The sequence below is a fragment of the Bradyrhizobium sp. STM 3561 genome (genome assembly GCF_045571455.1).
GTDB lineage: Bacteria > Pseudomonadota > Alphaproteobacteria > Rhizobiales > Xanthobacteraceae > Bradyrhizobium > Bradyrhizobium vignae.
In genome coordinates, this window is sequence record NZ_CP120695.1 from 2,139,566 (window position 1) to 2,151,804 (window position 12,239).

The 12,239-nt window shown below is 64.0% G+C and carries 16 protein-coding genes and 1 pseudogene; 16 read left to right on the forward strand and 1 reads right to left on the reverse strand.

The features are described from left to right. Window positions 1-12: 12 nt before the first annotated feature. The 6 genes from P6U28_RS09710 (at window position 13) to P6U28_RS09735 (ending at window position 5,886) form a co-directional block, all read left to right on the forward strand. The gene (locus P6U28_RS09710; protein ID WP_024338309.1) at window positions 13-597 is read left to right on the forward strand and encodes an amino acid synthesis family protein; all 585 of its coding nucleotides are present in this window, start codon (window positions 13-15) and stop codon (window positions 595-597) included. Between the two features lie 31 nt (window positions 598-628). Beyond that, the gene (locus P6U28_RS09715) at window positions 629-1,831 is read left to right on the forward strand and encodes an ABC transporter substrate-binding protein (protein WP_122403808.1); all 1,203 of its coding nucleotides are present in this window, start codon (window positions 629-631) and stop codon (window positions 1,829-1,831) included. Between the two features lie 196 nt (window positions 1,832-2,027). Continuing rightward, on the forward strand, window positions 2,028-3,917 hold the full coding sequence (locus tag P6U28_RS09720; protein WP_122403807.1) for an ABC transporter permease: 1,890 nt from the start codon (window positions 2,028-2,030) through the stop codon (window positions 3,915-3,917). Then, window positions 3,914-4,705: an ABC transporter ATP-binding protein gene (locus P6U28_RS09725; RefSeq protein WP_122403806.1), complete on the forward strand. Its 792-nt coding sequence runs from the start codon at window positions 3,914-3,916 to the stop codon at window positions 4,703-4,705. Before P6U28_RS09720 ends, P6U28_RS09725 begins: the two co-directional genes overlap by 4 nt. Next, window positions 4,702-5,406 (forward strand): ABC transporter ATP-binding protein, encoded by a 705-nt coding sequence (locus P6U28_RS09730; protein WP_027571698.1) that lies wholly within the window; start codon window positions 4,702-4,704, stop codon window positions 5,404-5,406. The genes P6U28_RS09725 and P6U28_RS09730 overlap by 4 nt, the downstream gene beginning before the upstream one ends. 24 nt (window positions 5,407-5,430) lie before the next feature. Beyond that, a complete protein-coding gene (locus tag P6U28_RS09735; RefSeq protein WP_122403805.1) occupies window positions 5,431-5,886 on the forward strand; it encodes a MarR family winged helix-turn-helix transcriptional regulator in 456 nt (151 codons plus the stop codon). A 114-nt stretch (window positions 5,887-6,000) separates the two neighbouring features. Here the strand turns inward: P6U28_RS09735 and P6U28_RS09740 are convergent, their stop codons facing one another. Then, a complete protein-coding gene (locus P6U28_RS09740; protein ID WP_122403804.1) occupies window positions 6,001-7,197 on the reverse strand; it encodes an amidohydrolase family protein in 1,197 nt (398 codons plus the stop codon). Window positions 7,198-7,354: 157 nt separating this feature from the next. Between P6U28_RS09740 and P6U28_RS09745 the strand changes: the two genes are divergently transcribed. From P6U28_RS09745 to P6U28_RS09790, 10 genes and pseudogenes are all read left to right on the forward strand, one after another. Beyond that, window positions 7,355-8,128, forward strand: coding sequence for a ferredoxin--NADP reductase (locus tag P6U28_RS09745; RefSeq protein ID WP_122403803.1), 774 nt, complete (start codon window positions 7,355-7,357; stop codon window positions 8,126-8,128). A 94-nt stretch (window positions 8,129-8,222) separates the two neighbouring features. Further along, a complete protein-coding gene (locus P6U28_RS09750; protein WP_122403802.1) occupies window positions 8,223-8,546 on the forward strand; it encodes a hypothetical protein in 324 nt (107 codons plus the stop codon). 104 nt (window positions 8,547-8,650) lie between these two features. Beyond that, window positions 8,651-9,887, forward strand: a pseudogene (locus tag P6U28_RS09755) (cytochrome P450). Window positions 9,888-10,017: 130 nt separating this feature from the next. Continuing rightward, a complete protein-coding gene (locus P6U28_RS09760) occupies window positions 10,018-10,479 on the forward strand; it encodes a DUF2267 domain-containing protein (protein WP_122403801.1) in 462 nt (153 codons plus the stop codon). Window positions 10,480-10,549: 70 nt separating this feature from the next. After that, window positions 10,550-10,978: a CBS domain-containing protein gene (locus P6U28_RS09765; protein ID WP_407122112.1), complete on the forward strand. Its 429-nt coding sequence runs from the start codon at window positions 10,550-10,552 to the stop codon at window positions 10,976-10,978. A 36-nt stretch (window positions 10,979-11,014) separates the two neighbouring features. Further along, window positions 11,015-11,200 (forward strand): hypothetical protein, encoded by a 186-nt coding sequence (locus tag P6U28_RS09770; RefSeq protein WP_122403799.1) that lies wholly within the window; start codon window positions 11,015-11,017, stop codon window positions 11,198-11,200. A 14-nt stretch (window positions 11,201-11,214) separates the two neighbouring features. Then, a complete protein-coding gene (locus P6U28_RS09775) occupies window positions 11,215-11,415 on the forward strand; it encodes a hypothetical protein (RefSeq protein WP_122406730.1) in 201 nt (66 codons plus the stop codon). 1 nt (window position 11,416) lies between these two features. After that, window positions 11,417-11,644, forward strand: coding sequence for a hypothetical protein (locus P6U28_RS09780; protein ID WP_122403798.1), 228 nt, complete (start codon window positions 11,417-11,419; stop codon window positions 11,642-11,644). 15 nt (window positions 11,645-11,659) lie between these two features. Beyond that, entirely contained in the window at window positions 11,660-11,923 is a 264-nt protein-coding gene (locus P6U28_RS09785; protein ID WP_122403797.1) for a hypothetical protein, read from the forward strand. Between the two features lie 39 nt (window positions 11,924-11,962). After that, complete coding sequence (locus P6U28_RS09790; protein ID WP_122403796.1) at window positions 11,963-12,205, forward strand: hypothetical protein; 243 nt, start codon at window positions 11,963-11,965, stop codon at window positions 12,203-12,205. Window positions 12,206-12,239: the final 34 nt, after the last annotated feature.

Here is a 12,239-nt window from a genome sequence, read left to right on the forward strand (position 1 = left end):
GGGAAGCGAAACATGAGCGCGATCATCCGCAAGATCGTCACCGTCGTCGAAGAGACGCAGATGGAGATGGGACGGCAGGTCTCGCCGCCGACCCGGCGTGCGGCGGCGATTGCCGTGATCGAAAACCCCTTTGCCGGGAAATATGTCGAGGATCTCTCGCCGCTGATTGCGATCGGTGAGGAGCTGGGCGAGCTCTTGTCGAAGCGCGCGGTGGCCGCGCTCGGCATCGATGGCGCCAAGGCGCAGAGCTACGGCAAGGCCGCGGCCGTCGGCGAAAACGGCGAGCTTGAGCATGCCGCCGCCATCCTCCACCCCAAGATGGGCGCGCCGGTGCGCAAAGTGCTGGGCAAAGGCGCGGCTCTGATCCCCTCGTCGAAGAAGCGCAGCGGGCCGGGCACGACGCTGGACATTCCGCTCGGTCACAAGGACGCGGCCTTCGTGCGCAGTCATTTCGACGGCATGGAGGTGCAGATCAATGACGCGCCGCGTGCCAACGAGATCATGGTCGCAGTCGCCGTCACCGACAGCGGCCGTCCGCTGCCGCGCGTCGGCGGACTGACGGTTGCGGAGATCAAGGGCGAAGACGGCTTGAGATAAGATACGTAAAGAGTGCAAACTGGAGGTTGGGATGCGAGCAAGAAATACTATCGTCGGCGCCGCCTTCGCGCTTCTGACGAGCGGCATGGCTCATTCGGCCCTGGCGCAGGACATCAAGATCGGCGAGATCAACAGCTATTCGCTGTTGCCGGCCTTCACCGAGCCCTATCGCAAGGGCTGGCAGCTTGCCGTCGAAGAGGTCAACGCGGCGGGCGGCATCAATGGCAAGAAGCTCGTCGTCGTTTCGAAGGATGATGGCGGCAAGCCGGCGGATGCGCAGACCGCCGCCAACGAGCTCGTATCGAGCGAGGGCGTTGCCATGCTCGCGGGCACGTTCCTGTCGAACATCGGTCTTGCGGTCTCGGACTTCGCCAACCAGAAGAAGGTGTTCTTCCTCGCGGCCGAGCCGCTGACGGACGCCATCACCTGGTCCAAGGGCAACAAATACACCTTCCGCCTGCGTCCCTCCAACTACATGCAGGCCGCGATGTTGGTCGAGGCGGCCGCCAAGCTGCCGGCGAAACGCTGGGCGACGATCGCGCCGAACTATGAATATGGCCAGTCGGCCGTTGCCGTGTTCAAGAAGCTGATGTCGGAGAAGCGCCCGGACATCCAGTGGGTCGACGAGCAATGGCCGCCGCAGGGCAAGATCGACGCCGGCCCGGTGGTGCAGGCGGTTGCCGCCGCCAATCCCGAAGCGATCCTCAACGTCACCTTCGGCGCCGATCTCGTCAAGCTCGTGCGCGAAGGCAACACCCGCGGCCTGTTCAAGGGGCGCGAGGTCGTCTCCTTCCTGACCGGCGAGCCGGAATATCTCGATCCGCTCAAGGACGAGACGCCGGAAGGCTGGATCGTCACCGGCTATCCCTGGTACTCGATCAAGACGCCCGAGCATGATGCGTTCCTCAAGGCCTACCAGGCCAAGTACAACGACTATCCGCGTCTCGGCTCGATCGTCGGCTACCAGACCATCAAGTCGGCAGCCGCGATTCTCGCGAAGGCCGGCTCGACCGATCCCGAGAAGCTGATCGCCGCGGCGGAAGGGCTGTCGATGGGCTCGCCGTTCGGCGAGATCACCTTCCGCAAGATCGATCACCAGTCGACGCTGGGCGCTTTCGTCGGCAAGACCGCGCTGAAGGACGGCAAGGGCGTGATGGTGGATTCGTCCTACAAGAAGGGTGCGGACTACCTCCCCAGCGACGCCGAAATCGAGAAGCTGCGGCCGAAGGATTGATCTCTTCTCCCTCGACCTGCTTGCGGGGAGAGGGTGGGGTGAGGGGGAGCCTCCGCGAGGGAGGTGACAGACTGGACTCGCGGAGACTCCACCTCACCCGAGTTTGCGCGTCGCGCAATTCGACCTCTCCCCGCAAGCGGGGAGAGGTGAACCAAGACCCGCGTGCCGCGGCACGCAACACCAACCCGGACCGCCGATGGCCTTTTACGTCGTACAGTTTCTGACCGGTCTCGCCAGCGCAGCGTCGCTGTTCCTGGTGGCGTCTGGCCTGTCGATCATCTTCGGCGTGACGCGGATCGTGAATTTCGCGCATGGCGCCTTCTACATGATCGGCGCCTACGTCGCCTTCACGCTGACCGAGCGGCTGTCGGGCGCGTTCGGCTTCTGGGGGAGCATCGTTCTGGCCGCGCTCGCCGTGGCGCTGATCGGCGTCATCGTCGAGATGGTGCTGCTCCGGCGCATCTATCATGCGCCTGAACTGTTCCAGCTGCTCGCGACCTTCGGCCTGACCTTGATGGTCGAGGATCTCGTCGTGCTGATCTGGGGGCCCGACGATCTCGTCGGCCGCCGCGCGCCGGGGTTCAAGGGCGCCATCGACTTCTTCGGCCAGAACATCCCGAGCTACGACCTGTTCCTGATCGTGCTTGGCCCCGTGGTGCTCGGCATCCTCTGGCTCTTGTTCCAGCGCACGCGCTGGGGCGTCTTGGTGCGCGCGGCGACGCAGGACCGCGACATGGTTGCCGCGCTCGGTGTCAATCAAAAGTGGCTGTTCACATCAGTGTTTGCCGTCGGCGTCTTCCTCGCCGCTCTTGGCGGTGCGCTCCAGATCCCGCGCGATGCCGTGCATCACGCCATGGATTTGCGCATCATCGTCGAGGTCTTCGTCGTCGTCGTGATCGGCGGCCTCGGCAGCATCGTCGGCGCCTTCGTTGCGGCGGTGCTGGTGTCCGAACTCAATGCCTTCGGCATCCTGATCTTCCCGAAGATCTCCATCATCCTGGTCTTCCTGGTGATGGCAGTCGTGCTGATCGTGCGTCCCTGGGGACTGTTCGGCAAACCGGAGGCGGCGGCGCGCAAGACGCCGGGTCTCACGGTCAATCCCTGGCGGCCACTGACGTCGAATGAGCGGCTCGCCTCGCTGGCAGCGCTGGCCATCGCGGCGACGCTGCCGCTGTTCGCCGGCAATTACGCGCTGACGGTCGGGTCGGAGATCGCGATCTTCGTGATCTTTGCCGTCAGCCTGCACTTCCTGATGTCGGTCGGCGGGCTCGCGTCGTTCGGTCACGCAGCCTATTTCGGGCTCGGCGCCTATGGCATCGCCTTCCTCGCCAAGATGGCGGGGCTGCCGATGATCGTGTGCCTGTTGCTCGGCCCGTTGCTCGGCTGTCTGGGCGCGGCGGTGTTCGGCTTCTTCGCGGTGCAGCTCTCCGGCGTCTATTTCGCGATGCTGACGCTCGCTTTCGCGCAGATCGTGTGGTCGATCGCGTTCCAGTGGGTGAACGTAACAGGCGGCGATAATGGCATTCTGGGCCTTTGGCCGTCGAGCTGGGCGGCGAGCCCGTCGCATTTCTACTGGCTGGCGCTCGGCGTCGCGGCGCTCGTCACGATCGCGTTGCGGGCCATGGTGTTCTCGCCGTTCGGCTACGCGCTTCGTGCCACGCGCGACTCGGTTCTGCGCAGCGAGGCGATCGGCATCAATGCCAAGCGCATTCAGTGGACCGCCTTCGTCATCGCGGGCACGACCGCCGGCATTGGCGGCGCGTTGTTCGCCTACCTCAAGGGCAGTGTGTTTCCCGACAATCTCGGTATCTCGCTGTCGGTCGATGCACTGGTCATGGTGCTGCTCGGCGGCGTCGAGACGGTGTCTGGCGCGGTGATCGGCGCGATCGTCTACAAGGCTTTGAACATCTGGCTGGTGAGCCAGACCGATCTGTCGAAGCTCGTGCTCGGAGGCTTCATCATGCTGATCGTCGTCGTCTTCCCCAAGGGCATCGTCGGCATGCTGGAGATGCTGGCGCAGCGCCGCAGGAAGTCCTCGCCGCCTGGATCCCCCTTGCTTGCCAAGCCGATCGAGTCCGCCGAATGAGCGTTGCACCCCCACTTCTCGCGGTCGAAAGCCTGACCAAATCCTATGGCGGCATCCATGCCGTGCGCGGTGTGTCCTTCTCGCTGCAGGCCGGCGAGATCCTGGCGCTGATCGGGCCGAACGGCGCGGGCAAGAGCACCTGCTTCGACATGCTCAACGGCCAGAACAAACCGGACTCGGGGCACGTCCGCCTGCGCGGCGAGGAAATCACAGGCCGGAAGCCGCGTGAGGTGTGGCGGCTCGGGGTCGGCCGCACGTTCCAGATCACTGCGACCTTCGCCACGATGACCGTGCGCGAGAACGTGCAGGTCGCGCTGATCTCGCACGGGAAACAGCTGTTCAATCTCTTCGGCTCGGCGCCGAAGTTCGACCGCGGCGAGGCTGGCCGCCTGCTCGAACTGGTCGGCATGGGCGGTTACGCAGACCGTCCCTGCGGCGAGCTTGCCTATGGCGACCTCAAGCGGCTCGAGCTTGCGGTCGCGCTCGCCAACCAGCCGAAATTGCTGCTGATGGACGAGCCGACCGCCGGCATGGCGCCGCGCGAGAGGGTCGATCTGATGCGGCTGACCGCGCGCATCGCGCGCGAAAAATCGATCGGCGTGCTCTTCACCGAGCACGACATGGACGTGGTGTTCGAGCATGCCGACCGTATCATCGTGCTCAACCGCGGCACGTTGATCGCCGAGGGCTCGCCGGCCGAGGTGCGCGGCAATCCGCAGGTGCAGGCGGTCTATCTCGGCGAAGGCCTGGTCTACGATGCCCGCCATCGCGAGGGAGCCTCGACATGAAGCTCACTGTGCAGGACCTCAACAGCCATTACGGCCCGGCGCACATCCTGTTCGACATCGGCTTCGAGGTCGGGGAGGGCGAGGTGGTGGCGCTGCTGGGACGTAACGGCGCCGGCAAGTCGACGACGTTCCGCTCGATCGTCGGCCTCGTGGCGCAGCGCTCCGGCCGCATCATGTTCGAAGGCAAGGACGTCTCGGCGAAGCCGACCCATGAGATCGTGCGCGAAGGCCTCGGCTACGTGCCGGAGGAGCGGCGCATCTTCACCGACCTCACGGTTGAGGAAAACCTCGAAGTCGGCCGCCAGCCGAAGCGGCCGAACGCGCCGCACTGGACGCGCGAAAAACTGTTCGCGCTGTTTCCAAATCTCGGCGAGATGAAGAACCGCCCGGGCGGGCGCATGAGTGGCGGCGAGCAGCAGATGCTGACGATCGCGCGCACGCTGATGGGCAATCCCTCGCTGGTGCTGCTGGACGAGCCGTCGGAAGGCCTGTCGCCGAAGATCGTGGAGCAGATGGTCGATGCCATCCTGACCATGAAGAAGGAGGGCGTCAGCATCGTCGTCTCCGAGCAGAATCTGCATTTCGCGCGACTGATTTCGGACCGCGCCTACATCATCGAGCGCGGCCGCATCTGCTTCGGCGGCACCATGGCCGAGCTCGACGCGCGTCCGGATATCCGCGACGCGCATCTGTCGTTGTGAGGCAAGGGGAAGGGCTGCGAACGGATGGCGAGAAGCGTGGCGGCGAAGAAGAACGTCAAACCGTCGAAACCGCCTTACGTGCTCGACGAGCAGGTCGGCTTCATCCTGCGCCAGGTCTGGCAGCGTCACAGCTCGATCTTCGCCCGCGACATCGGCACCAACCTCACGCCGACGCAATGGGCAGCACTGTCGAAGCTCGCCGAGACCGGCCCGTGCTCGCAGAATCAGCTCGGACGCCTGACGGCGATGGACGTCGCGACCATCAAGGGCGTGATCGATCGTCTCACCGCGCGCGGCCTGACCGAGACGAGCCAGGATCCCGATGACGGACGGCGCCTGCTGGTCAGCCTGACCCGCGCGGGACTGCAGCTTGCGGAGAAGTTGGCGCCGAATGCGCTGGCGATCACGCGGGAAACTCTGGCGCCGCTCGACGCCAAGGAGCGCGAGACGCTGATGGCGCTGCTCAATAAGTTGAGGTGAATGACACCGTCATTCCGGGACACGCGCAGAGCGCGTGAACCCGGAATCCGGAGATTGTTGCGCGAGATTTCCGGGTTCGCGCTCACGCGTGCCCCGGAATGACGGCACGTGCCGTCACTTCGCCACCACCTCCGGCACCTTGCCGGCAGGCGGCGTGTTGCGGCTGCGCTGGGTGCGCACGATGCCGTCGATGATGGTCATACCGATGCCGGGGAGGTCGCCGAGCTGGACGCTCTCCAGAATGTTCTTGCCGGGCGAGTGCTGCGCCTTGTCCATGATGACGAAGTCGGCGGAACGGCCGACTTCAATGAGGCCGCAATCGAGCGCGCGCATCCGGGCGGTGTTGCCGGTGGCGAGACAAAAGGCGATCTCGGCCGGAAGCTCGCCGAGCGAGGACAGCATCGACACCATGCGCAAGATGCCGAGCGGCTGCACGCCGGAGCCGGCGGGGGCGTCGGTGCCGAGGATGACGCGGTGCAGGTCGCCCATCTCGCGCGCGGTGCGCAGCGTGAACAGGGCCGAGCGCTCATTGCCGTTGTGCACCAGTTCGAGGCCGCGCTTGCAGCCCTCGCAGATGCAGCGGATCTGGTCATCAGGCAGGGCGGTGTGGCCGCCATTGATGTGGCCGACCACGTCGGTGTCGGCCTCCAGCACCACGTCCTTGTCGATCAGGCCGGAGCCAGGGATCGAGGGGCCGCCGGTGTGGATCGTGCTCTGGATGCCGTATTTGCGCGCCCAACCGACCATTTTTCGTGCGGTCGGGCCGTCCTTCACGCCACCGAGGCCGACCTCGCCGAGCAGCTTGACGCCGTTGGCGGCCATCTCCTTGAAGTCTTCCTCGACCATCTCGCATTCGATCACCGGCGCGCCGGCGTGAACCTTCACGCCGCCGGGACGCAGGGTCCAGAACGCGCGCTGGGCGAACACGGCCATGGCCTTGAGGCCGACGACGTCGCGGGGACGGCCGGGCATGTGGACTTCGCCGGCGGAGATCATGGTGGTGACGCCGCCATGGAGGTAACTGTCGATCCAGTTGATCTGGTTCTGGCGCGGCGTCCAGTCACCGGCGACAGGGTGAACGTGACTGTCGATCAGCCCAGGCGCCACCGTGGTGCCGTTAGCGTCGACGATGGTGGTCGCGCCTTCGGTGTTGACGTCCTTGAAGCGGCCGATCGCGCTGATCTTGCCATTCTCGGCGACGATGGTGTCGCCGTCCAGGATCGGCTTTTCCAAGGCGCCGGACAGGATCAGGCCGATATTTCGGATCACGAGCTTCGAGGGTCCGGCGGCCTGGGGTGCGTCATGCGCCATGGAAAGGGCTCCTTATTCCTAGCTGCAACGCTTCCGATCTTGGGCAGCCTTGACCGCGGGATCAAGCCGGATTATTCATTAGTATACAAATGATCGTGTACAAACGACGCATAGCTGGCCGCCTCGGAACCGCACAGAAGCGAAACGGAAGGGTGAGATGAGCAATTTCAATCAGGAAAGCGTTTTGAGCGTCCACCACTGGACCGATACGCTGTTCTCCTTCAAGACCACCCGCAGCCCGACCTTCCGCTTCCGCAACGGCGAGTTCACCATGATAGGGCTCAAGGTCGGCGAGAAGCCGCTGCTGCGGGCCTACAGCGTCGCCAGCGCCAATTACGAGGACACGCTGGAGTTCTTCTCGATCAAGGTGCCGGACGGTCCGCTGACCTCGCGCCTCCAGCACCTGAAAGAAGGCGACGAGATCATCGTCAGCCGCAAGGCCACCGGCACGCTGGTGATCGACAACCTGGAAGAGGGACGCAACCTCTATCTCATCGGCACCGGCACTGGTCTCGCGCCGTTCCTGAGCGTGATCAAGGACCCCGAGACCTACGAGCGCTTCGAAAAGGTCGTGCTGCTGCACGGCTGCCGGCACGTGAAGGAGCTCGCCTATGGCGAGATGATCACCGAGCATTTGCCGAAGGACGAGCTGCTCGGCGAGTACATCCGCAATCAGCTGATCTACTATCCGACCGTGACGCGCGATCCCTTCCGCAACCGCGGCCGCATCACCGACCTCATCACGTCAGGCAAGCTGTTCACCGATATCGGCCTGCCGGCGCTGGAAGCCGCCCGGGACCGCGTCATGATCTGCGGCAGCCCGGCGCTGGTCGCGGACACCCGCGTGCTCCTGACCGAGCGCGGCTTTGTCGAAGGCAACCACGGCGAGCCCGCTCAGTTCGTGGTCGAAAAGGCTTTCGCCGAGCGCTAAGCCCGAAAGAGACCGCATTTTCGCCCTCTGGCGGGCGTTGCGGCGCCGATTCGGCGCTTGATACTATGTGGGAGCGAATCAGCGGAGTTCCCACATGGTTGCGGACAGCGACAGCAATATCGCCTGGCACCGGGTTCAGTTGAAGAAGAATCGCGCCGAGTTGAAGGCGCTGGAGACCGCGCGCTTCACGATGGGGGAGATCGCCTCGTCGAAGCGGAATGGACAGACCCAGAAGTCGATCGCGGAGCTCAAGCGGAAGATCGCGCAGTCGGAGCGCGCGATCGCCGATCACGACAAGCGCACGCGCCGTCCGCTCGCAACCGATCTGCAAAGCCTCAGCAATGGCAGCTGGAGCCATTGGGACGCCTACACGCAGCAACAGCGCAAAAGCGGGCAGCGTTCACCCGGGCGGGGTTAACCGGTTTCTCGGCATCTGCGCCGTAGGGACGCAGGTATGTCCCCTTGCTCCGGCCGAGCCACCCGCCATCTGGGTGAGATCGCAGCAATTAGTCCGGTGATGCCATGGTCGTGCGCCTCGATTTCACCAGCGAGGCCTTCTTTCGCGATCCGCCCAAGGTGATTGCGACACTACGCATGTCCGGCCCCGTGGTCGCGACACGATTTCCTCTCATTGGCGATGTCTGGATTACCACGACACATGACGCCACCGCGCAGGTCCTGAAGGACAGCGCGACCTTCACGCTGCGCAAGGAGGATGGCGACGTCGCGGGTTTGCGCTGGTGGATGCCGAGATACGTCAGGACCATCGCCAACAACATGCTGACGATGGACGAGCCGGATCACACGCGGCTGCGTAGCTGTGGATGAAGCTTTTCGCCGCCGCGCGATCGTCGCGATGGAGCCGCGAATTCGCGCCATCGCCGACGGTCTCGCCGATCGGCTATTCGCGAAGGAGCGACCGGCCGATCTCGTCCAGCGCTATGCGCGAATCCTGCCGCTCGCCGTTATCTCGGAGCTGCTGGGTTTGCCGCTGGCCGATCGTCCAAAGTTCATCGCCTGGGCGAACGCGATGTCCTCGCTGACGAATGTCCTCAGCTTCTTCCGCTTGCTGTTCGCGTTCCGCAGGATGCGCGGCTACCTCGAGCAGCAGTTGCAGATCGCGCGCGTGCAGGGCGGCGAGGGCCTGATTGCCGAGCTGATCCAGGTCGAGCGCGAAGGCGGCCAGATCACGCCAGATGAAATGGTCTCGATGGTGTTTCTGTTGCTCGCGGCGGGATCGGAAACCACAACGCATCTCATCAGCGGTTCCGTCTACGAGCTGCTGAGGAATTCCGAGCTGCGCGACTGGCTGGAACAGGACTGGAGTCGCGTCGGGCTTGCGGTCGAGGAGTTCCTGCGCTTCGTCTCGCCGGTGCAATTCTCCAAGCCGCGCTATGTGCGGCGCGACGTCGAGGTCGAAGGCGTGCGCCTGAAGAAGGGCGACCGCGTCATGGTGATGCTCGCCGCCGCGAACATGGATCCGGCGATGCATGATCGTCCCGAGAGCCTCGATCTCGAACGTAAGCCGAACCGCCATATCTCGTTCGGCACGGGTATCCATTTCTGCCTCGGCCATCAGCTCGCGCGCATCGAGGCGGCCTGCGCGCTGGAAGCGCTGTTCGCGCGTTGGCCGAAACTCCGGCTCGCTGTCGAGCCTTCGCAAATTCGGTGGCGTCGCAGGCCGGGACTTCGCGCGATCGAGAAGCTTCCGGTTCTGGACGACGCTATGACGGCGATGTCCGCCCAGCGGGCCGCTTGACGAGCCGCAACTCCGGAATCGCGCTCGTTCCGAGTGCAAATTTCATCTGAAGTTTGCGCCTCGGCCAGGAACGGTGCGTGATCGCACCTGTTGTGATCCAAACCTCGAAATCCGGAAGCGGAGGTTTACAATGAGTTCCAGTGCGATTCCGGTGTTCGACAAGACGGCGCAGACGACGCATCTCTGGCTCAACGAGATCAGCGAGCAAATCGGTTTGGACGATCAGCAGTCGTGGCGCGTAACGACGGCCGTGCTGCACGCGATACGTGATCGCCTGCCGGTGGAGCTTGCGGCGCATCTGGGATCACAGCTGCCGCTGCTGGTCCGCGGCGCGTACTATGATCAGTTCCGGCCATCGGCGATGCCGAGCCGGGTGCGATCGCTGGAAGAGTTTCTTCAGCTGATCGCGGAGAAACTGAAGTTCGGGCGACCGGTCGATACGGAGGATGCCGCACGTGCGGTGTTCAATGTTCTCTCCCGGCACTTGACCGCGGGCCAGATCGAAAAGGTCAGGGAAGCTTTGCCGGAGGACGTGCGGGCGATCTGGAGCGCGGAACCCGGCACGACGGATCAGAGGAGTATGTCGCACTAGGCCGACAGAAACCTCCCCACGAGGCCGGCGTTAGCAGACGGATACCCCGAAAGATGACCGGAGATCCAGCATGCAAGTTCACGAGATCATGACATCATCCGTCCACATTGCCGATCCCAACATGACCATACGGGAAGCCTCCCGCTGGATGCGCGACGACGATGTCGGAGCCTTGCCGGTGGGCGAGAACGATCGCCTCATCGGCATGATCACGGACAGGGACATCGTCACGCGCGCGGTGGCGGAGGAACGCGCGCCGGGCAACACGTCCGTGCGCGAAGTAATGTCCGAGGGCGTCTGTTATTGCTTCGAAGACGACGATGTCGAAGGCGCTTCGCAGGTCATGGCCACGCACCAGATCCGGCGTCTCGCGGTGATCAACCGCCAGAAGCGCCTGGTCGGTGTCGTTGCACTCGCAGACATCAGCAGGACAGATGACGAGTGCGCGCAAGACGCGTTGAAGGACATCTCCGCACCCGCTGCGCGGGAGCGGCACTGACGGCGCCACGGCGTCGCTTTCCCACGAGGAGGTCCCATGGCCAGCAAGATGCCACCCGTCCCAGATGCCAACCAGAGCCCCAAGGGAACTGGTGACAGCAAGCAGGTCCGCTCAGACCAGACGCCGCACGGCCAGCGGCGTGTGCAGAATCCGGACCAGCAGGGACAGCAAGGCAACATCAAGCAGAACACGACCAATCAAGGCTATCAGCAAGATCGTTGAGGAGGATGACATTCATGTCGACATCCACCAAGACACCAAACAGCATTCGCCAGGGCGGACCCGGCGCGTCGCATGAGAACGCCAAGTCGCCACTGGAGGTGAAGAAGCCGCCGGCGGATGATCCGCAGCGCAGCCACAGCCGGATTTCCGGCGGTGGGGGAGAGCGCGATTCCCATCATAGGCACGATGAGGCCGGAAAGGGCGGAGGCAGGTGACATGACCAACAAGCAACCCAAGCTGTACGCGCCGACTGAAAAGGACATGCGCGACAATCCCCTGATCGGCGGATCGAAGGGGACGAAGATGGCAGGCATCTCGTCTGACGATCTCGAGGACACCTTTGGCGAGAACACCATCGAAGGCGACGTCGAGAACGACGTGAACATCGGTGGCGGTATCGACAAGGATGTCGCGCGGAGTGGTTCGCCCCGAAGGGGACGGTAAGATTGGAGGCCCACGATGCAGGGCAAGAAGACCCATGAACAGCAAGTGCGCATCCTTGAGCGCAAGCCTGATATTCCCGATGCGCGAGAACTCGAGCAGGCTGCCGGTCATGACCGCCGCGACACGCCCGTTCATCGGACCAACCCGGAGGCGCGTCAAAGCGAGTTTGCGGTGAGCCGCGGCGGTCTCAACCAGGAAAGCGACCACAACAAGCACAACAACCCCGGTCAGCGCGGCCATAAGCCGCCGAAGCCGACGCCAGCGCAACAGAAGCACTGAGCCTTCAGAGCTCGACCACTGCAAGAAGAGGAGAGACCAATGCCAGGTGGGCATGGCAGCAAGACGCATTTCAGATCCGGCATGCATGGCAAGGGCGACGGTACTGGCGCCATGGCCGAAGTCCCCAAGGACAAGATCGGCGACAACATGGTCCTGTCCAACCGCGACAAGGCCCAGCATTCGGATATTCGTGGCATGGACAGCAAGTTCATCCAGACCGAGCAGTATCAGGATCACGCGGCCAATCGGCTCGAGGAGGAGCCGGAGACCGACGAGACCTGAGAGGGGTTCCTCCCGCCAACTTGCGGACCGGTGT